Annotated in this window: 28 protein-coding genes, 1 other RNA gene, 2 pseudogenes and 1 other annotated feature; of the genes and pseudogenes, 29 read left to right on the top strand and 2 right to left on the bottom strand. The window is 36.3% G+C overall.

The genetic code is table 11. From position 1 onward, the window contains the following. Positions 1-169: 169 nt before the first annotated feature. Positions 170-361: pseudogene (locus CP357_RS10505) on the bottom strand (helix-turn-helix transcriptional regulator); the annotation flags it as partial. Positions 362-601: 240 nt separating this feature from the next. Next, positions 602-2,344 (bottom strand): 1-deoxy-D-xylulose-5-phosphate synthase, encoded by a 1,743-nt coding sequence (locus CP357_RS04840; RefSeq protein WP_098036685.1) that lies wholly within the window; start codon positions 2,342-2,344, stop codon positions 602-604. A 197-nt stretch (positions 2,345-2,541) separates the two neighbouring features. Between CP357_RS04840 and rpmG the strand changes: the two genes are divergently transcribed. The 29 genes and pseudogenes from rpmG to CP357_RS04985 all read left to right on the top strand — a co-directional run bounded on the left by rpmG (position 2,542) and on the right by CP357_RS04985 (position 21,091). Continuing rightward, positions 2,542-2,691: a 50S ribosomal protein L33 gene (gene rpmG, locus CP357_RS04845; protein ID WP_003549092.1), complete on the top strand. Its 150-nt coding sequence runs from the start codon at positions 2,542-2,544 to the stop codon at positions 2,689-2,691. Positions 2,692-2,699: 8 nt separating this feature from the next. After that, the gene (secE, locus tag CP357_RS04850; protein WP_087175978.1) at positions 2,700-2,867 is read left to right on the top strand and encodes a preprotein translocase subunit SecE; all 168 of its coding nucleotides are present in this window, start codon (positions 2,700-2,702) and stop codon (positions 2,865-2,867) included. Positions 2,868-2,967: 100 nt separating this feature from the next. After that, complete coding sequence (gene nusG, locus CP357_RS04855; protein WP_087175979.1) at positions 2,968-3,525, top strand: transcription termination/antitermination protein NusG; 558 nt, start codon at positions 2,968-2,970, stop codon at positions 3,523-3,525. Positions 3,526-3,652: 127 nt separating this feature from the next. Further along, the gene (rplK, locus tag CP357_RS04860; RefSeq protein WP_013853556.1) at positions 3,653-4,078 is read left to right on the top strand and encodes a 50S ribosomal protein L11; all 426 of its coding nucleotides are present in this window, start codon (positions 3,653-3,655) and stop codon (positions 4,076-4,078) included. Positions 4,079-4,160: 82 nt separating this feature from the next. Continuing rightward, positions 4,161-4,853 carry a 50S ribosomal protein L1 gene (gene rplA, locus CP357_RS04865; RefSeq protein WP_056945458.1) on the top strand — a complete coding sequence of 231 codons (693 nt, stop codon included), beginning with the start codon at positions 4,161-4,163 and terminating at the stop codon, positions 4,851-4,853. A 175-nt stretch (positions 4,854-5,028) separates the two neighbouring features. Beyond that, the gene (locus CP357_RS04870; protein WP_087235490.1) at positions 5,029-5,895 is read left to right on the top strand and encodes a phosphate ABC transporter substrate-binding protein; all 867 of its coding nucleotides are present in this window, start codon (positions 5,029-5,031) and stop codon (positions 5,893-5,895) included. 3 nt (positions 5,896-5,898) lie between these two features. Then, positions 5,899-6,894, top strand: a complete 996-nt coding sequence (pstC, locus tag CP357_RS04875) for a phosphate ABC transporter permease subunit PstC (RefSeq protein ID WP_098036686.1) — start codon at positions 5,899-5,901, stop codon at positions 6,892-6,894. A gap of 2 nt (positions 6,895-6,896) precedes the next feature. Beyond that, entirely contained in the window at positions 6,897-7,784 is an 888-nt protein-coding gene (gene pstA / locus CP357_RS04880; RefSeq protein ID WP_025005223.1) for a phosphate ABC transporter permease PstA, read from the top strand. A 10-nt stretch (positions 7,785-7,794) separates the two neighbouring features. Continuing rightward, a complete protein-coding gene (pstB, locus tag CP357_RS04885; RefSeq protein ID WP_087235489.1) occupies positions 7,795-8,592 on the top strand; it encodes a phosphate ABC transporter ATP-binding protein PstB in 798 nt (265 codons plus the stop codon). Between the two features lies 1 nt (position 8,593). Beyond that, positions 8,594-9,349 carry a phosphate ABC transporter ATP-binding protein PstB gene (gene pstB, locus CP357_RS04890; RefSeq protein WP_098036687.1) on the top strand — a complete coding sequence of 252 codons (756 nt, stop codon included), beginning with the start codon at positions 8,594-8,596 and terminating at the stop codon, positions 9,347-9,349. Between the two features lie 18 nt (positions 9,350-9,367). Then, positions 9,368-10,045, top strand: a complete 678-nt coding sequence (gene phoU / locus CP357_RS04895) for a phosphate signaling complex protein PhoU (protein ID WP_098036688.1) — start codon at positions 9,368-9,370, stop codon at positions 10,043-10,045. A 55-nt stretch (positions 10,046-10,100) separates the two neighbouring features. Then, positions 10,101-10,217 (top strand): annotated as a pseudogene (locus CP357_RS10510) (permease); the annotation flags it as partial. Positions 10,218-10,315: 98 nt separating this feature from the next. Beyond that, positions 10,316-10,437 (top strand) — a sequence feature (ribosomal protein L10 leader region). A 43-nt stretch (positions 10,438-10,480) separates the two neighbouring features. Continuing rightward, a complete protein-coding gene (gene rplJ / locus CP357_RS04905; protein ID WP_087175982.1) occupies positions 10,481-10,993 on the top strand; it encodes a 50S ribosomal protein L10 in 513 nt (170 codons plus the stop codon). A 51-nt stretch (positions 10,994-11,044) separates the two neighbouring features. Then, entirely contained in the window at positions 11,045-11,407 is a 363-nt protein-coding gene (gene rplL, locus CP357_RS04910) for a 50S ribosomal protein L7/L12 (protein ID WP_003625909.1), read from the top strand. Positions 11,408-11,482: 75 nt separating this feature from the next. Beyond that, positions 11,483-12,328: an ion transporter gene (locus CP357_RS04915; protein WP_098036689.1), complete on the top strand. Its 846-nt coding sequence runs from the start codon at positions 11,483-11,485 to the stop codon at positions 12,326-12,328. Between the two features lies 1 nt (position 12,329). Beyond that, positions 12,330-12,959, top strand: a complete 630-nt coding sequence (locus tag CP357_RS04920) for a class I SAM-dependent methyltransferase (protein WP_098036690.1) — start codon at positions 12,330-12,332, stop codon at positions 12,957-12,959. Beyond that, complete coding sequence (tadA, locus tag CP357_RS04925; RefSeq protein WP_025005218.1) at positions 12,949-13,455, top strand: tRNA adenosine(34) deaminase TadA; 507 nt, start codon at positions 12,949-12,951, stop codon at positions 13,453-13,455. Before CP357_RS04920 ends, tadA begins: the two co-directional genes overlap by 11 nt. A 42-nt stretch (positions 13,456-13,497) precedes the next feature. Further along, positions 13,498-13,597, top strand: an RNA gene (gene ffs / locus CP357_RS04930) — signal recognition particle sRNA small type. Between the two features lie 53 nt (positions 13,598-13,650). Continuing rightward, on the top strand, positions 13,651-15,438 hold the full coding sequence (dnaX, locus tag CP357_RS04935; protein WP_098036691.1) for a DNA polymerase III subunit gamma/tau: 1,788 nt from the start codon (positions 13,651-13,653) through the stop codon (positions 15,436-15,438). Positions 15,439-15,452: 14 nt separating this feature from the next. Then, positions 15,453-15,788 (top strand): YbaB/EbfC family nucleoid-associated protein, encoded by a 336-nt coding sequence (locus CP357_RS04940; RefSeq protein ID WP_098036692.1) that lies wholly within the window; start codon positions 15,453-15,455, stop codon positions 15,786-15,788. After that, positions 15,789-16,388: a recombination mediator RecR gene (gene recR, locus CP357_RS04945; RefSeq protein ID WP_025005216.1), complete on the top strand. Its 600-nt coding sequence runs from the start codon at positions 15,789-15,791 to the stop codon at positions 16,386-16,388. Then, entirely contained in the window at positions 16,388-16,627 is a 240-nt protein-coding gene (locus tag CP357_RS04950; RefSeq protein ID WP_025005215.1) for a YaaL family protein, read from the top strand. The genes recR and CP357_RS04950 overlap by 1 nt, the downstream gene beginning before the upstream one ends. A gap of 103 nt (positions 16,628-16,730) precedes the next feature. Further along, a complete protein-coding gene (gene tmk, locus CP357_RS04955) occupies positions 16,731-17,369 on the top strand; it encodes a dTMP kinase (RefSeq protein ID WP_098036693.1) in 639 nt (212 codons plus the stop codon). Between the two features lie 11 nt (positions 17,370-17,380). Beyond that, positions 17,381-17,701: a cyclic-di-AMP receptor gene (locus CP357_RS04960; RefSeq protein WP_025005213.1), complete on the top strand. Its 321-nt coding sequence runs from the start codon at positions 17,381-17,383 to the stop codon at positions 17,699-17,701. After that, positions 17,702-18,559 (top strand): DNA polymerase III subunit, encoded by an 858-nt coding sequence (locus CP357_RS04965; protein WP_098036694.1) that lies wholly within the window; start codon positions 17,702-17,704, stop codon positions 18,557-18,559. Between the two features lie 10 nt (positions 18,560-18,569). After that, positions 18,570-18,920: a DNA replication initiation control protein YabA gene (yabA, locus tag CP357_RS04970; protein WP_025005212.1), complete on the top strand. Its 351-nt coding sequence runs from the start codon at positions 18,570-18,572 to the stop codon at positions 18,918-18,920. 1 nt (position 18,921) lies between these two features. After that, a complete protein-coding gene (rsmI, locus tag CP357_RS04975) occupies positions 18,922-19,776 on the top strand; it encodes a 16S rRNA (cytidine(1402)-2'-O)-methyltransferase (protein ID WP_025005211.1) in 855 nt (284 codons plus the stop codon). Positions 19,777-19,779: 3 nt separating this feature from the next. Then, the gene (locus tag CP357_RS04980; protein WP_087175990.1) at positions 19,780-20,514 is read left to right on the top strand and encodes an acyl-[acyl-carrier-protein] thioesterase; all 735 of its coding nucleotides are present in this window, start codon (positions 19,780-19,782) and stop codon (positions 20,512-20,514) included. 58 nt (positions 20,515-20,572) lie between these two features. Then, the gene (locus CP357_RS04985) at positions 20,573-21,091 is read left to right on the top strand and encodes a folate family ECF transporter S component (RefSeq protein WP_025005209.1); all 519 of its coding nucleotides are present in this window, start codon (positions 20,573-20,575) and stop codon (positions 21,089-21,091) included. The last annotated feature ends 21 nt before the right edge of the window (positions 21,092-21,112 follow it).

Here is a 21,112-nt window from a genome sequence, read left to right on the forward strand (position 1 = left end):
GTAGACGTTGGTAAGAGAAATGGAAAGCACGAATAGTCCAAAATGTATGAAAATAGAACATAGTCATACATTTGCTTACATTTTTCATAGCAGACTCCTTTCTATATCTATTAGGTTTGTATTTAACGCCATAAGGATTAAATAGATAAATTGGAACAGGATGTGCAGCCTATTCACTAGGATTGCATTTAAATTCGCGGTAGAAAGCTCGCTGAAAACCATCTACACTCTTAAAGCCACTTTCTAATGCAATGTCAGTAATGCGATCTTGATAATCTCGCAATTTTAACGCAGCTTGTGATAAACGCACCCGTCTGATATATTGTGCTGGCGTCATGTTGAGATAGCTTACGAATAGACGATAGGAATACCAAGGTTAATATAATGAAACCTTTGATAATGCAGTAAGTGTGATCTGCTCAGACAAATGATTTTGAATAAATTCTTGCATCTGTTGAACTGATTCAATTTGTTCCAAAATTTTTACCTCCTTACAGCTTGTATTATGCAGGATTAATTGAAAAACTACTCGACTTATTTTGCCATGAAAAAATCTTCGGATAAATCACCCGAAGATTTTTTTAGATATAATTATTAATTTCTAAGCATTTTTGATATCTTCAACAATTTGGTCAACTGTCATTCGGTTCTCCTTTAAAATATCCTTTAATGGCGTTTGATCAGTGTAAACTCTCTTTTGACCATAGTTCAAAACTTTGACATCTTTGTCGCCTAAGTAGGAAGCTACCTTCTCACCAAAACCACCATCTAAAGTATTGTCTTCAATAGTGACGATGACTTTATTTTCTTTAGCTAATTTATCTAGAGCGTCTTTGTCTAAAATATTAGCTGAAACTGGGTTAACTAAGGTCGCGTTAAGTTCTTGCGCTACTTTTTCACCAAGTATTGCATACATGTCGCCCAAAGCTAAGACAGCAACGTCTTTACCTGGCTTAATTTGGTAGGTGATTTTACTGTAATCTTCTTGAGCGTCACCATTTTCAGGGACAGCCTTAGTTGGCATCTTAATAGCCACAGGGTGTTTTCTTTGCTTGATCGCCCACGTCATCATGGCTTTTTCTTCAGCTAAATTAGTAGGAGCTAAGTAAATCCAGTTAGGCAAGTTAGAAATCATTACTTGGTCAAAAATACCAAGGTGAGTTTTACTGGTGCCTGAGATTCCGCCGCCAGCAACCATCATGACTACTGGTAAATCATTAGCTGCGACATCATGTGATAATTGGTCAAATGCACGTTGCAAGAAAGTGGAATTTTCAAATAAAACTGGAACTGCGCCTTCCTTAGCAGCACCAGCTGCAAAAGCAACAGATTCTTGTTCAGCAATACCAACATCTGTGTAGTGGTCTGGATATTTGTTCTTAATTTTATCTAAGCCAAAGACACCAGGAATAGCAGCGTTGATTGCCATTAAGTTAGTGCCTTTTTCGATTTCTTCACTAACAACATCTAAAGCAACTGAATTAGCAGTTGGTGCCTCACTAGCAGGTGCTAATGGCTTATCAGTCTTTAAATCGAATGGCATTACCCAGTGGTGAGCCTCTTCTTCATCAATTGCTGGTTTGTAGCCTTTACCTTTTAAAGTATTGATATGCAAAAGAATAGGGTGATCAACATCTTTGACTGCTTTAAAGGCTTCAATCATTGATTTAATATCATTACCATCGGCAACATAGCGATAGTCGAAACCCATTGCAGTAAATGGATTTTCCTTAGTTTCACCATTTGAATCACGTAACTTCTTTAAAGCAGTGACTAAACCACCAACGTTTTCATCGATGGACATTTGGTTATCATTAACTACCACAACTAAATTATGTTTTTCAATTGCGGCATTGTTTAAGCCTTCATAAGCAAGACCACCAGTCATTGAACCATCACCAATTAAGGCCATGATGTTTTCGTGATTACCCATTAGGTCTCTAGCCTTTGCCATTCCAGTTGCAAGTCCAATTGAAGTAGAGGTGTGGCCAACGGCGTAGTAATCGTATGGACTTTCGTCAGGATTGCTGTATGGAGTAACATCTTCATAATGATCAGGGTCAAGCCAAGCAAGAGCACGGCCGGTTAACATCTTGTGTGGGTAGGTTTGGTGAGATACATCCCATACAATCTTGTCTTTTGGAGCATCGAAAACATAATGATAAGCAATAGTAGCTTCGACAATTCCGAGATCAGGTCCTAAGTGCCCACCTTCAGCAGCGTCTTTTTCTAAGATTAAGGTTCTAATTTCTTGTGCCAATTGTTGCATTTGAGCGATAGATAATTTCTTTAAGTCTTGTGGACCAGAGATTTTATTTAATAAATATTCTGGATGTTTGTTCATTTAAAGTAGTCCTTTCTAAAAACTCGTTAAACTTATTATAGATAAGTGATAGAACTATTTGAAATATTAAGTTGCTATGGATTAGGATAGGTTTTAGTTATTGGTAATTCTAATTTAGAATATTGACGTAATTGCATTTGACAGTATAAAATACTGAATAAGTATGTGTTTTTATATAAAAGTTTGGAAGTGAGATTATGGCAGTGAAAAAAGCAGCTTTAGCCTGCAGCGTATGTGGGTCACGCAACTACTCAATCACCGCAAGTAAAAATCGCACTCAGCGACTTGAACTGAAGAAGTTCTGCAAGCATTGCGGTAAGATGACTTTACACAAGGAAACGAGGTAAAAAGGTTAATGATTAAGTTCTTTAAGAGCGTTGCCCATGAAATGAAATTGGTTACTTGGCCAACTGCAAAACAAAATAGACATGATACTATGACTGTTATTACAAGTTCAATTTTGTTTGCTGCATATTTGGGTGCACTTGACTGGCTCTTTAGCTGGTTAACTCAACATATGTAATCAGAATAGAAATTATTATTGGTTCATGTTATAATAATGACAGCTAAGAAAAACCTCTGTGGGAGGTTTTTTTGTTTACCCGAAAACAAGGAGAAGAATTATGGTCGAAACTGCAAAAAAGCAATGGTACGTTTTACATACTTATTCTGGCTACGAAGACAAGGTTAAGTCAGATTTACTTTCTCGTGCTCAAAGCATGGGGATGCAAGATTATATCTTTCGTGTAATGGTTCCCGAAGAAGAAAAAGTTGAAACTGTTCGCGGTAAGAAACAAGAAATTGAAGAAAAGATTTTCCCAGGTTATGTTTTAGTCGAAATGGTTATGACCGACGAAAGTTGGTTTATCGTTAGAAATACCCCTAACGTAACTGGCTTTGTTGGTTCACATGGTGGTGGTTCAAAACCTTCACCACTTCTTCCTGAAGAAATAGAACGTCTTCTTAGAAATCAAGGCCAACCTGCTAAGAAGCCAACTGAAAACTTTGAAATTGGTGAATCAGTAACTATTATTGAAGGTGCATTTAATGGCATGGTAGGTAAGATTACTGATATTCAACCTGATAAATACAAGTTATATGTTTCAGTTGATATGTTTGGTCGTGCTACTACTGCTGAACTTGATTACGATCAAGTTAAAAAGCTAGATGTAAACGAATAACTATAAATTTTAGTTGTAATTGCAGCTAAACGATGTTATTCTAATACGGTACGTTTATTATTGTGGGAGGAGAAAAAAGGAAAATTCTCCATTTTAACCGCATCACGGAATCAAGGAGGTTTTGACCGTGGCAAAGAAAGTTATTAACGTAGTTAAGTTACAAATCCCAGCTGGTGCTGCTACCCCAGCTCCTCCAGTTGGTCCTGCTTTGGGTCAAGCTGGTATTAACATTGTTGGTTTTACTAAGGACTTCAATGCTAGAACTGCTGACCAAAAGGGCATGATTATCCCTGTAGTTATTACAGTATATGAAGATCGTTCATTCGAATTCATTACTAAGACTCCACCAGCACCAGTGCTTTTAAAGCAAGCTGCTAAGATCAAGAAGGCTTCAGGTGAACCTAACACCAAGAAGGTTGGTAAGGTAACCAAGGATCAAGTCAAGGAAATTGCTGAGACTAAGATGAAAGACCTTAACGCTGCTGATATTGAAGCTGCTATGCGCATGGTTGAAGGTACCGCTAGAAGTATGGGTATCGAAGTCGAAGACTAATCCTGTTAATTTTATTTAGTTAACACTTTAGGTGGGAGAGTTAGAGAAGCTCGTTTGACCACATATACAAGGAGGAAATCACATGCCAAAGCATGGTAAGAAATATTTAGATGCTGCCAAGAAGGTAGACTCAAATAAATTATACTCAGTAGCAGAAGCTATGAAACTTGTTAAGGAAACTTCATACGCTAACTTCGACGCTACAATTGATGTAGCTTACAACTTAAGCGTAGATCCTAAGCAAGCAGATCAACAAATTCGTGGTTCACTTGTTTTGCCAAATGGTACTGGTAAGACTCAAACCGTTGTAGTATTTGCTGAAGGTCCACAAGCTGATCAAGCTAAGGCTGCAGGTGCTGACTTTGTTGGTTCAGATGATTTAGTACAAAAGATCCAAGACGGTTGGTTGGACTTTGACGTTGTAGTTGCAACCCCAATGATGATGGCTAAGGTAGGTCGTTTGGGTCGTATCCTTGGACCTAAGGGCTTAATGCCAAACCCTAAGACTGGTACTGTAACTATGGACATCGAAAAGGCTGTTAAGAACGTTAAGGCAGGTCAAGTAGAATACCGTGTTGACCGTCAAGCAGCTATTCATACTCCAATTGGTAAGGTTTCATTCACTGAAGATCAATTAGTTGAAAACTTTGACGCTTTACGTGATGTAATTTTACGTGCACGTCCTGCTTCAGCTAAGGGTCAATACATCAAGAGTGTTGCTGTTTCAGCTACTTTTGGCCCTGGTATCAAGCTTGATCCATTAAACTTGGACTAATTTAAAAACTGATTAATAAAAGGTCTCGCACATGCGAGACTTTTTTTGTGCTTAAGAAAAACTTAACTTAATTAGAGCTGGGTAAGCGCTAGACGTGATTGACCTAACATTTTTTTACATGGTATCATTAATTGTCTATATGAAATCGTATTCTATTTACTTAAGGAAAGTGTTAATGAAAAAACATTCTATTGGAAAAATATTAATTTTAGTGTTGTTGATGTTAGCCTGTGTAACTGGATGTGCTAAAGATAATTCTAAAATTACAATTGTTGGTTCTAGTGCATTACAGCTTCTAGCAGAGCAAGCTGGTAATGATTATCGGTTGACCCATCCAAGCAGCAACATTGTTGTTCAAGGTGGTGGATCAGGCACTGGATTGAGCCAAGTACAAGCTGGTGCTGTTCAGATTGGAACCTCTGATGTTTTTGCAGAGACTAAAAAGGGAATCGATGCAAAGAAGCTTAAAGACTATAAAGTCGCAGTTGTTGGTATTGTACCAATTATAAATAAAGGCGTCGGTGTTAAGAATGTCTCTATGAAACAACTACGACAAATTTTTACCGGTAAGCTAACTAATTGGAAACAACTTGGTGGAAAGAACGTTCCAATTATTGTCGTTAATCGGTCTAAAGGCAGTGGTACCAGAGACTCTTTTGAAGACATTGTTTTACATAAGCAAAAAGCTATTAAGTCTCAAGAGCAGGATTCAAATGGTGCGGTTAAAAAAATCGTTGATACGACGCCTGGAACAATTAGCTACATATCTTTCCCATATGCTAATGGTGACAATATTCAAAAACTTAGTATCGATGGTGTTAAGCCAACTAATAAGAACATTACTACTAATAAGTGGCAATTATGGGCTTATCAGCATATGTATACTAAAGGCAAACCAGACAAGAAGACAAATGCATTTATTAAGTATATGTTAGGTAAAAAGGTACAACATGATCTTGTACCTAAAATCGGTTATTTGAGTATTGATGATATGAAAGTAACTCGAGATAGTGATAATCGAGTTATCAAAGTAGGAAAATAATTTATGAATGATAAAGATAAATTAAAAGAGGTAGTTGATCAAGCTATTGCTGATCAGCAGGTCCCACACGTTAAATTAAAAAAGATGGGGCCGAGTAGCGTTGATATTGAGAAATTAACTAAGCCTTCTAAAGAAACTTATCAAGAGTATTGGGGTAAAGGATTAACTTATTTTGCTATTGGATTAATTATAGTATTAGTTGTATCCATTATTGGCTTTGTAGGTTATCACGGCCTCGCAACTTTTATTGATAATCATGTAAATGTCTTTCATTTCTTGACCTCAACTGATTGGGATCCTGGTGAAGGAAAGAATCACGTCGGTGCCGCAGTAATGATCGTTACCTCGTTTGCGGTAACGCTTTTAGCAGCTCTTGTAGCTACACCATTTGCGGTAGCCATTGCGCTCTACATGACAGAATACTCCTCTAAAAAAGGTGCTTCATTTTTACAATCAGTAACAGAATTATTGGTTGGTATTCCATCAGTTGTTTATGGTTTCTTAGGATTAACGATCATTATTCCTGTAATCAGAACATTATTTGGTGGAACAGGTTTTGGTATTTTAGCAGCTACTTTAGTTTTATTCGTCATGGTTTTACCAACTATTACTTCTTTAACTGTAGATAGTCTAAAAGCCGTACCTAGTCATTTCAGAAAAGCATCAATGGCATTAGGTGCAACTCATTGGCAAACTATTTACCATGTTGTCTTGCGTGTAGCAACTCCTAGAATTTTGACAGCGGTAATTTTTGGTATGGCTAGAGCATTTGGTGAAGCATTAGCCGTACAGATGGTTATTGGTAATGCAGTTCTTATGCCATACAATTTGGTTAGTCCATCCGCAACTTTGACTAGTCAATTGACCAGTCAAATGGGAAATACCGTTATGGGGACATTGCCTAACAATGCATTATGGTCATTAGCATTATTGCTTTTGATTATGTCATTAGTATTTAACTTCCTAGTTAAGTTAATTGGAAAGAGAGGCCAGAAATAAAGATGGATGCAAAAAAGAAAGATAAATTAGCAACCGCTGTTATCTACATCTTAGTTGGAATCGTTGTATTAATTCTGGCTGGTATTTTAGGTAATATTTTAATTACTGGTGTTCCTCATTTATCATGGCATTTCTTATCCTCAGAGGCTTCATCTTATCAAGCTGGTGGAGGGGTGCGAGATCAATTATTTAATTCATTATATCTATTGGTCTTAACTACTATTATTTCATTGCCAATTGCGCTAGGTGCTGCAATTTATTTGGCAGAATATGCTAAAGATAATTGGATTACCAATTTGATTCGTACGACTATCCAAATTTTGAGTTCTTTGCCTTCAATCGTAGTTGGGTTATTTGGCTATTTGCTTTTTGTAGTTCAATTTGGCTTAGGCTTTTCAATCATTTCTGGTGCTTTGGCTCTTACATTTTTTAATTTGCCTATTTTGACCAGTAACATTGAAGAAGCGATTAAAGGTGTGCCACAAGATCAACGTGAAGCTGGTTTAGCATTAGGATTATCTAATTGGAAAACCATTCGTGGTATTGTTTTGCCTGCAGCGCTTCCTGGTATTTTGACCGGTATCATTTTAAGTGCAGGACGAATTTTTGGTGAAGCAGCTGCATTAATTTATACTGCAGGTCAGAGTGGGTCAACCATTAATTATGCAGATTGGAATCCATTTAGTCCGACAAGCCCATTAAATGTAATGCGTCCAGCAGAAACTCTTGCAGTTCATATTTGGAAGGTTAATACAGAGGGGATTATTCCAGATGCAACTATTGTTTCTGCGGCTACATCTGCTTTGCTGGTAATTGTGGTAATTGTGTTTAATTTAGGTGCACGTTATTTGGGTAATAAATTGTACCGCAAGCTAACCGCAGCTAAATAAAGGTGATATGATGCAACAAGAATTAAAACAAAGCTACGTTAAAACTTTTGCCAAGGATGATTTAGAGCTTTCTACAAAGGATCTAAGTGTTTTGTATGGTGGAAAAGTACAAAAGCTTTTTGATGCTAGTTTACAGTTTAAGAAGAATACTATTACGGCCTTAATTGGAGCTTCAGGCTCTGGAAAATCTACTTTTTTACGATCACTTAATCGAATGAATGATCGAGTAGCAACGGTTAATGGCGAAATTTGGTTTCATGGCTTAGATGTGAATAAGCCTAACATTAATGTTTATGAATTAAGGAAAAATATTGGGATGGTTTTTCAACGTCCTAATCCATTCCCTAAGTCAATTAGAGAAAACATCGTCTATGCACTAAAGGCTGATGGACAAACTAATAAAAATGAGCTCGACAAAATTGTAGAAGAAAGCTTGCGTGCTGCTGCTTTGTGGGATGAAGTAAAGGATAAATTGGATAAAAGTGCCTTGGCTTTATCTGGTGGACAACAGCAACGTTTATGTATTGCAAGAGCTTTGGCTGTTAAACCTGAAGTATTGCTTTTAGATGAGCCAGCTAGTGCACTAGATCCTGTTTCCACTTCAAAGCTAGAAGATACTTTAAAGCAGCTTAGAAGTAAATATACAATGATTATGGTAACTCACAATATGCAGCAGGCATCAAGAATTAGTGATTATACTGCATTCTTCCATTTAGGGCATGTAATTGAATATAATTCCACTGCGGATATTTTTACAAATCCTAAAGGTAAGATTACTGAAGATTATATTCAGGGAAGTTTTGGTTAAAATGACAACAATAATTTCAGCAAAAGATGTACATCTGAGTTACGGTGACTATGAGGCATTGCATGGCATCAATCTTAACTTTCAAGAAAAAGAATTGACTGCCTTGATTGGACCTTCAGGCTGTGGTAAATCAACGTTTTTACGTTGCTTGAACCGGATGAACGATGATATTGAAAATATTAAAATTACCGGTGATATCAAGTTCGAGGGACAAGACATTTATGGTTCTAAAATGGATCTAGTAGCCCTTCGTAAAGAAGTGGGCATGGTCTTCCAGCAGCCAGCACCATTCCCATTTTCTGTTTATGATAATGTGGCCTATGGTCTTAAAATTGCCGGTGTAAAGGATAAAGAATTAATCGATCAACGGGTTGAAGAAAGTCTCAAGCAGGCTGCTATTTGGAAAGAAACCAAGGATAATTTGAAGCGTAATGCGCAAGCCTTTTCCGGTGGTCAGCAGCAGAGAATCTGTATTGCACGTGCCTTAGCGGTTAGACCGAAAGTGGTTTTGCTAGATGAACCAACTAGTGCTTTGGATCCAATTTCAAGTAGCGAGATTGAAGAAACGTTGATGGAATTAAAACGCCAGTATACTTTCATCATGGTGACGCATAACCTGCAGCAAGCTGGGCGAATCTCCGATCAGACTGCCTTCTTAATGAACGGCGACTTGATCGAGGCCGGTCCAACTGAAGAAATGTTTATTGCACCTAAAAAGCAAATTACAAGTGATTACCTTAACGGTCGTTTTGGTTAAAATTTTGAGGTATTAAAGATGCACGAAATATTTTTAGATGAATTAAAGAAATTAAACACGCAATTTATGGAAATGGGTGTTTTTGTAAATGATCAAATCGATCAAGCCACTCGCGCATTTGTTGATCATGATAAACAAACTGCCCAATCTATGGTTGATAATGAAGAAAAGATTCCTACTGAATCAATCGATATTCAAAAAAAGGCCTTGAAATTAATGGCCTTACAACAACCAGTAGCTACTGACTTCAGAGTAGTTATTAGTATTTTGAAGGCAACAACTGATTTGGAAAGAATCGGTGAAAATGCCATGAGTATTGCTCTTGAAACAATTCGTGTAAAGGGTAATCCAAGAATTCCTGAAGTTGAAGAGATCATTTCAAATATGACTCACAATGTTCGTCACATGCTTATTCAAATTTTGACGGCTTACGTACAAGATGATGAAAAGATGGCGCGAGAAGTTGCCAGTCGTGATGGCGTAATTGACCATGATTATGTTAGAGCACGAAAGTTAATTGTTGATGGTATTGAAGATGATCCATCTAGAGCAGTGGCATCATCTAGTTATTTTGTTGTAACTAGATTGTTAGAGCGAATTGGAGATCACATAGTTAATTTAGCTAGCTGGGTTGTTTACAAAACTACTGGTGAACTAGAAGAATTAACGAATCCAAGTGAGACTAAAACCATATAAATTGAAAGAGGAAAGCACAGCTTTTCTCTTTTTTTAATTATTTACGTTATTATTTTACTTTATTTATGTTAAAGAGGGTGCCAGCTCCGTTGCTGTTTCAACTGTCTTCTTTGCAGTAAGTTGTATTTTCTGGATTTGGCTTTTGCCAATTATTGTTGGTGTATTTCACTAATTTATAAAGTAAAAGATAAGATTAACTGCAGTTGATCTTATTTTTTTTGACTTATTTTTAATTTACTACTTGTTATTTCGACTTTTGCCTGCTATACTAAATAACTGTAAATTCTACCTAAGACTCGGGTGGCATGACGCCTCAAAATCCCGCCGAGGCCAGAAGATAATGAAGATTTTTATGCTCCATGTCTTTCGGCATGGAGTTTTTGCTTTAAAAAGGCCTTATAGAATTTATCAATGTAATCATGGAGGTGAAATAATTTGAGTAAAGCTGCTATTGCTGAAAAGGAAAAGCTCGTTGATGCATTTGCTGAAGAACTTAAAGCTGCTAAGGCTATCTTGGTAATCAACTACCTTGGTTTAACTGTTGAAGAAGTTACTAACATGCGTAAGGAACTTCGTGATAACGACGTTAAGATGAAGGTTATCAAGAACACCTACTTGAGACGTGCTGCTGCTAAGGCTGGTATTGAAGGTCTTGATGATACTTTCGTAGGCCCAACTGCTGTTATCTACACTGATAACGCTGATGACATTACCGAACCTGCACGTATCGTTTCTAAGTACGAAGATGATTTCGACGTTATCGAAATCAAGGGTGGTATGCTTGAAGGCAAGTTGACTTCTAAGGATGAAATCAAAGAACTTGCTTCAATCCCAGGTCGCGAAGGTTTGCTTTCAATGCTTGTTTCTGTATTGCAAGCTCCTATCCGCGACTTCGCTTATGCTGTTAAGGCTGTTGCTGAATCTAAGGATGAAGACTCAGCTGAATAATAAAGAAATTATATTTAATATCTAAATTCTAATTTTTCGGAGGATACTTAAATGGCTTTAGATACTGATAAGATTATTGAAGAATTAAAGGGTGCTTCAATTCTTGAATTGAACGACCTTGTAAAGGCTATTGAAGACGAATTTGACGTTACTGCTGCTGCTCCAGTTGCTGCTGCAGGTGCTGCAGACGCAGGTGCTGCTAAGTCAGAATTCGACGTTGAATTGACTGAAGCTGGTCAAGAAAAGGTTAAGGTTATTAAGGCAGTTCGTGACATTACTGGTCTTGGCCTTAAGGACTCAAAGGACCTTGTTGATGGTGCTCCTAAGAACGTTAAGGAAGGCGTTTCAGAAGACGAAGCTAACGACATCAAGGCTAAGCTTGAAGAAGTTGGCGCAACTGTAACCCTTAAATAGTTACAGCCCAACTGGGCATTAAGAATAAGCTCTTTGCTATGTGCGAAGAGCTTATTTTTTTGTATAATAAATTTTATGATGATTGGTTTAGATAAAAAATTAACTCCCTATCAATGGGTAATGGCAATTTTGTCTATCATTTCTATTTTTTTAATTATTTTAGATTTTGCTGCTGTCATCAGTATAAATCAGCCAACCAGTAAATGGTTTTGGATAAACTGTGCTATTGTTTTATTTTTTGCAATAGATTATTTTTATCGCTTCTATGAAGCGGATGATAAAAAGCTGTATTTTAAAACCCACATTTATGATTTATTATCTATTATTCCAATAGGATTATTATTTGTGGGGTTAAATATTTTTAATTTATCAGGTTTAGTTTCTGATTTAAGATTGTTAAGATTGATTCGTCTTGCAGGCCTAATGGGAAAATTAAAAATAATTTTTCATACTAACGGTTTGCTGTATGTTGTCTTTTTTACTATTACCTTCTTATTAGTTGGTGCTGAGGCGTTTGCAATTACCGAGCATGTGTCATTAGATACTGCATTTTGGTGGGCTTTATCGACGGCATCAACGGTAGGATATGATGCAATATTTGGAAAAACTATTCCTCCTCATAGCATTGTGGGTAAATTTGTTACACTAATTATTATGCTGTTAGGAATTGGTATAGTCGGAATGCTTACCTCATCAATTACTTCTTACTTAATGCGTAAAACTAATGGTGCAAATACACTACATACGCATGACGATATTGAATTAGTACTAAAAAAGCTTGATGATCTTGAGAAACAAAACAAAGATTTAGCTGATCAAAATAAGCAAATGCAAGCAGAAATTCAATCTTTAAAAAAGAGACGAGATGAAAATGAAGTAGAAAAATTTAAAGATTTGCTAGAAAAAAGAAAGGAAAAATAGGATGAGTACAGATAAAAATCAAATGTATTTTGCGACAGATCCAACGACTGCGCATGATGAACATGTGATTGATTATCATGTGGATAACATTGATTTGAAATTTACCACTGACGCTGGTGTTTTCTCAAAAATGCGCGTGGATTACGGCTCTGGCGTTTTGATCAAAGCCATGAAAGAAGTGACTTTTCCACAAGAAAATATTTTAGATGTGGGAACAGGATATGGTCCTATTGGATTATTTGCTGCAAAGTTTTGGCCTAGTCAAACTGTCGACATGGTTGATGTTAATGAGCGTGGTTTGAATTTGGCTAAACAGAATGCACAAGTAAATCACATTTCAAACGTAAATATTTATTCCTCTGATTGTTATGCACAGGTGGATAAGAAGTACGGCTTAGTTTTAACCAATCCGCCAATTAGAGCCGGTAAAAAAGTTGTCAGTGACATCATTACCGGTGCGAGCGATCATTTGGTTGATCAGAGCGTACTTTTAGTAGTTATTCAGAAAAAGCAAGGCGAACCTAGTGCACGTAAGTTGATGACTGCTACCTATGGAAATTGTGAGATTCTTACTAGAGATAAGGGATACTATATTTTGAAGTCCGTTAAGAGGGATAATAATGCTGTCTAGCGCTAATAAAAAGAAATATATGGAATTAGCCATAGATCAAGCTAAAGAGGCTGAGAAGCAAGGAGAGGTTCCTATCGGAGCAGTAGTAGTTGATCCCGAAGGAAAAGTAATAGGCACAGGCTATAATAGGCGGGAATTAGACGAAGATGCTACTCAACATGCTGAAATGATTGCTATCAAAGAAGCATGTCATAATTTGGGTATGTGGCGTTTAATCGATTGCAGTTTATTTGTCACGCTGGAGCCTTGTCCAATGTGTGCTGGTGCAATTATTAACTCGCGAATTAAGGATGTCTACTTTGGTGCACTTGATCCAAAAGCTGGAGCTTGTGGATCAGTTGTGGATTTGTTTGAAGTGGAAAAGTTTAATCACCATCCACATAGTATCCGTGGTTTATATCGTGATCAATGTGCTCAAATGCTGAAGGATTTCTTTCGTGCAATTCGAGAAAAACAAAAGGCCGAAAAATTAGCTAAAAAAGCAGAAAATAATTAAATTTTTAGGCTAGAAACTAGAAAAAAATTGCGAAATACGTTATGATACTTTGTGGGCAATGTTTGACCTCTGAATCGTGTCAGGACCGGAAGGTAGCAGCACTAAGGTTGTTCAGGCATGTGCCTTTTATTAGACAATTACAAACTCTTAACTCTTTTAAAGAGTTAGGAGTTTTTTTACTAGGGAAGAGAATTTATGGCTTATCAAGCGCTATATCGTAAATGGCGACCACGGACTTTTGATAGTGTGATTGGCCAAGAGTCAATTACTGATACTCTTAAAAATGCGATTAAAAGAGGCAAAGTATCCCATGCATTTTTATTTGCGGGACCTCGCGGTACAGGTAAAACCTCCTGTGCTAAAATTTTTGCTAAAGCGTTAAACTGTACTAATCTTCAAGATGGCGAACCTTGTAATGAATGTGCTAATTGTATAGCTGCAGATAAAGGTTCAATGCCTGATATTATGGAAATTGATGCGGCTTCTAACAATGGTGTAGATGAAATTCGTGAGATTCGCGATAAGGTAAAATATGCTCCAACAGAAGGAAAATATAAAGTCTACATTATCGACGAAGTTCATATGCTATCAATGGGTGCTTTTAATGCATTGCTTAAGACACTAGAAGAACCACCAGAACACGTTGTGTTTATTTTGGCGACAACCGAATTACAGAAGGTTCCAGCTACTATTATTTCAAGAACGCAACGCTATAACTTTAAACGCATTTCAAAAGATGATCTTGAGAAGAGAATGAAATATATTCTTGATCAGGAGAATATCAAATATGAAGATAAAGCTCTAGCTGTCATTGCACAAGTAGCAGATGGTGGGATGCGGGATGCGCTTAGTATCTTGGATCAGCTGCTTAGCTATGAGAAAGAAAGCGTCAATTATCAAGACGCTTTGGAAATTACAGGCTTTGCTGCAAAGGAAAATATTGAAAAAATATTGTTAGCATTGCTGGAGCAGAATCCAGAATCAGCTTTAAAATTAGCTCAAACTGAATTAGCGCAAGGGGCTAGTTCTAAAAACATTTTGGATGAATTGATTGAGATGGCAACTAAGAGTTTGATGTTGATCAAGGCGGGAGACGACAACCAGAGTACGTTTTTATCTGAAGATTTTGTACAAAAAATTAAGGATATACCTACAAATATATTCTATCGTCTGATTACTTTAGCAAATAAAGCACTGAATGATCTGCGTTACACTAATCAGCAACAAATTCCGCTTGAAGTATTTTTAGTAGAAGCTGGCAGCAAGCAAGAAGAGCAAGTAGCATCATCGACAGCTGCTCCGGTTCAAGCTGCTCCAGCTAAAGTTAATACTAATATGCAAGCAGAACTAGCTGCATTAAAAAAACAGGTAGTAGACTTAACGCAACAAATTAGTAAGCTGTCCAATAAGCCAATGCTGGCTAAGGATCAAGTGTTCCATTTGGATACGGCTGTACCAAAGACGTCTCCTAAAATTACCAAAAAGACAATTGTTAAGGAAGTTAAAAAATCACCAAGAAAAATCAAAAAAACTACAGCAGAAAATCGAAAACAGGTTTATCATGTTCTTGAAAATGCAACCAAAGAAGATCTGACCGCTATTAAGAATGTATGGCCAGATTTACAATCTGTGTTAGAAGTTTCAGAGAAAGCATTATTAGATGTTCTTGAACCTGTGGCTGCTAGTCCAGACCAGGTTGTAATGAAGTGTAAGTATACTTTATGGTTTGAAAATGCTTCAGATGGTGACTTACTGGATAAGTTGACAGATTTGATTGAGAAATTTGCTAAGCATTCATATGGAATTGTGTTAGTCCCAGATGATGATTGGCTTGCTGTGAGAAAAGAATTTGTCGAAAGTCACAAGGAAGAACTGCTTGCTAAGAAAAAGCAACAGATTGAAAATAAAGAATCTAAAGAAAATTCTGAAATAGTGAATAAGGCTAAAGATCTCTTTGGGGATGCTGTAACGATTAAAGATTAAGGAGAAGAATTAAAATGAGTAGAAGACATAACTTTGGCGGTATGGGCATGGGCGGAATGAACATGCAACAAATGATGAAGCAAGCAAAGAAGCTTCAAGCACAAATGGCCCAAGAACAAGAAAATATTACTGCACAAGAATTTACTGGTAAGTCAGCTGATGATCTTGTAGTAGCTACTTTTACAGGCGATCGTAAGCTTAAAGACATTAAGATCGATAAAGAAGCAATTGATCCAGATGATCCAGATATGCTTCAAGATTTAGTCATTGATGCTGTTAACAAAGGATTATCTCAAATTGATGAAGCAACTCAAGCAAGTTTAGGCAAGTACACGAAAGGTTTGATGTAATTGCAGTATCCATTACCAATAGCTCATTTGATTGATGCTTATATGAGGCTGCCTGGAGTAGGTGAAAAGACTGCCACTCGTTTGGCTTTTTATACAATGGATATGCCAGAAAAGGATGTTGAAGATTTTTCTAAAGCTTTAATTCAAGTGAAGAATGATATTCATCAATGTCCTATTTGTGGAAATATTACTGAAAAAGAAGTTTGTGATATTTGCTCCAATCCTAATCGTGATCAAACTACCATTATGGTTGTTGAACAACCTAAGGATTTGATGGCTTTTGAAGATATGGGTGAATATGATGGTCTTTATCATGTGCTTCACGGTGTTCTTTCTCCAATGGATGGAATTGGACCAGAAGAGATTAATATTAAGTCATTGATTACTCGTTTACAAAAAAATGATGATGTAAAAGAAGTAATTTTAGCTCTTAATTCAACTCCAGAAGGCGAATCAACTGCTATGTATATTAGCAAGTTAATTAAGCCAGCCGGAATTAAGGTTACTCGATTAGCAGCTGGCTTATCTGTGGGCAGTGATATTGAATATGCTAATTCCATTACTTTAAAGCGAGCAGTGCAAGGAAGAACGGCATTATAATGGCTAGAAGAAATAAAAATAAAATTAAAGAACTAGGTGATCAAAAGCTAGTAACTGAAATTGAAAAATTGCAGAATCAACTAGCTTTAGAACAAGATCTAGATCAAAATACTTTGGATTTATCAGATGATAATTATATTCAAGGTAGAATTTTAAAAGCAAAGTATACTTTTTTATATAATGAAGCCCGTCATCGAGGCACAAGATTTAGTGGTATCACTAATGCGATTACGCAGTAAAATTTAAGTCCCATTATGGGACTTTTTTAATTTTATAAATTAAAAATTGCTAGGGCTGTTAATCTATGTGAAACTTCTGTAAAATAGACCTATGGAGGATTTTATGAGAGGTTATTTTGTTAGTTTTGAAGGTCCTGATGGCGCAGGAAAAAGTACAGTTTTAAAAGAGGTTTTGGATAAGATTGGCCCTAAACTTAAGCCACAATATCTTGTGACTCGAGAACCCGGTGGATCAAAAATTGCAGAAAAAATTCGCGATATTATTTTGGATCCAGCAAATGATAAAATGGATGCCAAAACAGAGGCGCTTCTATATGCGGCTGCAAGAAGTCAACACGTAGAAGAAATAATTCGTCCAGCTCTTAGTGAAGGCAAGATTGTCTTTTCAGATCGTTTTGTTGATAGTTCACTAGCATATCAAGGAGAAGGCCGAGATTTAGGGATCAAAGAAGTTAAGCAAATTAATGATTTTGCGACAGGAAAATTAGATCCTGATTTGACTTTCTTTTTGGATATTGCTCCTGAAGTTGGTCTTAATCGAATTCAAAAACTTCGTCCAGGCCAAGAAGACCGGTTAGAACAAGAAAATATGGCTTTTCATAAAAAAGTTTATGCTGGATTTTTAAAAGTGAAGAATTTATATCCAGATCGTTTTGTAACAATTGATGCCAGTCAACCAATTGATGATGTCGTAAATCAAGTAATTGAAACTCTAGAAAAAAGATTGCCAGAGATATTTTAAGGATTGATTAAATGAAATTAGTAATTGCGATTGTACAAAAAGAAGATTCAAATAATCTACAAAGAGCATTTGTTAAAAGCAATTTCCGTGCTACTAAATTAGCAACTTCAGGCGGCTTTTTGAGTCAAGGTAACACCACATTTTTAGTGGGATGCAAAGATGAAGAAGTCGATGATGTACTAAAAGTAATTAAGAAAGAATCACGGGCAAGAGAAGAAATCGCAACACCACATATGATTTCTACAGGGTATGAAATAACCCAACCATTAAAGGTTACTGTAGGTGGTGCAATTTGTTTTGTTGTTCCAGTTGATAAGTTTAAGCGTTTTTAAATGATTGATATTTCTAATGTAGGGACGAAGCAAGCCCAATTTTTACAAAGAGCATACCAGCAAAAGAAATTAGCCCATAGCTACTTATTCGTAGATAGCGATGAGAGTCGCGCACTTAATACGGCTTATTGGTTAGCTTGTTTATTTAATTGTACTGGTGAAAATAAACCGGATGGGACTTGTCAAAATTGTAAACAAATTTTATCTGGTAATCATCCAGATGTTCTATTAGTTGAACCTGAAGGTAAACAAACTTTGGGAATCGATCAAGTGCGGCCCTTAAAAGAAGAATTGGCCAAAAGTCCGGTTGAAAGTAGTCGGCGCTTTTTCTTTATTAATGAAGCTCAAAAAATGACCTTATCCGCAGCTAATGGTTTGCTTAACTTGCTAGAAGAGCCCGTTGCTCCTGTAGTTACAATTTTAATTACTAATAATAGTGATCAAATTTTACCAACAGTTCGATCTAGAACTCAGATTATCAATTTTGATAATGGCGAAAAGCCTACCGAAAAGACCGCATTGTTACTAGAAAATGGTTTTTCTAAGAGTGAAATTGAAGAACTGGGTAATCTTGATAAATTAGATCAGGCAATAAAATATTTCTACCAAGAAATGCTAGAACATAATAGTTTGGCTTTAGTTAGTGCACATAAGCTGTCGGAGAATGCTAAATTAGTATCAGAGCAGCGCTATATTTTGGTTAAGTTGAAGTTATTAGCAGAACATGATCTGTCTGATTCGCTTAAGCTAAATATAGCTGCACGAATGCTAGATAATTTGGTTGAAATAGATAAAATGCGTTTAAGCAATGTTAATTTTCGCAATTCTTTAGATTATCTTGCTTTAAATTGGAAGTAGGTGTTTTAAATTGGATCCATATTTAAAATTGCAGAGACTGAAGGAAACAACTGAAAATATGACTAAGACTATTGCTAGTCTTGAGAATGATATTTTAGATACTTTAAAAGAAAATACTGAATTAAAAGTAGAAAATCAGTTGCTTCATGAAAAATTAGATAAATTAACTGCAAATCAGCCTGCGCCGGAAACTAAGACGCAAAGTGGTTTAGAGTCATTAAAGAAGATTTATGATTCTGGTTACCATATTTGTAATATGTATTATGGCTCACATCGTGATCCTAGTGCAGATTGCATGTTTTGTCTTGATATTTTAGATAATTTTGGCGAAAAAAAAGGCATAAAGAAGGATGGCAGATAAATTGAAACGGCAAAGCAGCTATGCAAAAGATGAAGGTAAGTTATACCTGGTTCCTACACCTATTGGTAATTTAGAAGATATTACAATTAGAGCTAAAAAAGTTCTGACTGATGCAGATTACATTGCGGCTGAAGATACCAGAACTAGTGGAATTTTACTAGAAAAAATTGGCGTTCATAATCGCATGATTTCATTTCATAAATATAATTCTAAAGAACGTGCGCCAGAATTAATTAAATTAATGAAAGATGGTGCAGTAATTGCGGAAATAAGTGATGCCGGGATGCCGGTTATTTCTGATCCAGGATATATCTTGGTTCAAGAATGTATTAAAAATGATATTCCAGTGGTTCCTCTTCCAGGTCCGTCTGCTTTTGCGACCGCACTTATTGCTTCTGGTTTTGATGCGCAGCCATTTACCTATTACGGCTTTTTACCACGTAAAAGTTCTGAACAAAAACCCTACTTTGAACAAATGAATCAAGCTAAGGCCACATCTATCTTTTATGAGGCACCGCATCGTTTAGCTAAAACACTGAAAAATTTAGCTACTGTTTTACCTAAAGATCGTCAGATTGTAGCTGCACGTGAATTAACTAAAATTCATGAGGAATTTATCCGTGGTAGCGTTGAAGAAGTAACCGAATATTTTGCTCAAAATGCACCTCGTGGAGAATTCGTAATTTTGATTTCACCAAATACTGAGGCACCAAAACAATTGTCTTGGCCAGAACTGATTGATTTAGTCAATGCCTTAGTAGAAAAAGGCGAATCAAAGAAAGATGCGATTAAGCAAGTAGCTAAAGAGCATCATGTTTCTAAGAATGAGTTATATGATCAATATCATCAAAAATAAATTATGAAATATACTGAAAACTACCAGATTGAATTTAGAGATTGTGATGAAAATCGTCGTCTAGAGTTGCCGGCTATGGTTGAATTATTGATGCAAGTTTCAGAACATCAATTAAGTAACAGCCATGCTGGTACAGATGATTTAATAAAAAGAGGATTAGGTTGGGTGGTTACTCAATATCATTTTGATATTAAGCGATTACCTGAAGCCGGTGATCAAGTCATTTTGAGTACTAATGCCAGTGGATACAATCGTTTTTTTGAATACCGTGATTTTGGTATTAGTGATTCTGAAGGGAATCCATTGGTTAGCGTAAAAAGCCAATGGGTCATGCTTGATCTTAAAAAGCGCCATTTAGTTCCTGCCGATGTAAAAATGATGGAAGATTGGGGCGTGCCATTACTGAAGAAAATGCCCCGTTTTCCTCGTTTGAGAGCACAAGATAATTATGAGAATAGAAGAAAATATCGGGCAAGATATGATGATTTAGATACTAATCATCATGTTACAAACAGTCATTATTTTAGTTGGTTTGTTGATATGTTAGATCGTGATTTCCTAAGAAATCATGTAGTTAAAACTATTGATATCAAGTTTGATAAAGAAGTACATTATGGCGACGAGATAATTTCTTGCATGAATTTAATACAAAATGATGCTACCAAATCCTATCATGCGGTTGAAACGAATGACGGAAATGAGCAGGCAGTCTGCGAATTGAAGTGGCGTGAGATATAATAAAAGACATGACAAATTGGTCATGTTTTTTTCATGATGAGAGAGGATGGAAAAATAGATGAATGCAAAAAAGATTTTACGTACAGATTTGCAACAGATGATTTTTTTGGGCATGATAGTCGCAATGAAAATTATTTTGGGGCAATTTTCATTTGGTCCAACTACGGTTAAAGTAGGCCTAGGCTTTATCGGTAGCGTATTATTAGCTTACTTTTTTGGTCCAGTTTGGGGCACAATTGGTGGTGGAATCAGTGACTTGGTCTCCTCTGCTATTTTTGGCAATCAAGGAGGCTTCTTTATTGGTTTTACTTTGACTGCAATGGTTGGGCCATTAATTTATGCATTATTTTTATACGATCATCCAGTTAAAGTGTGGCGAATTGTTGCTTCAACAATTTTAGTAACAATTATTGTGAATATCGGAATGAATACATTGTGGCTTCATCTGATGTACGGGATGAATTTTAACGCTGCTTTAGTTCAACGATTGCCTAAAGAAATGATTATTCCTTGGGTGCAAATGGTTGTAATCTACGTTGTATTGCAAGCTGTTTCTCGTGTTAAAATAAAAAAGTAATTTAAGCAGAAAGAGAATAAT

Source organism: Lactobacillus sp. UMNPBX6, assembly GCF_002553975.1.
In the GTDB taxonomy this organism is placed as follows: Bacteria; Bacillota; Bacilli; order Lactobacillales; family Lactobacillaceae; genus Lactobacillus; species Lactobacillus gallinarum.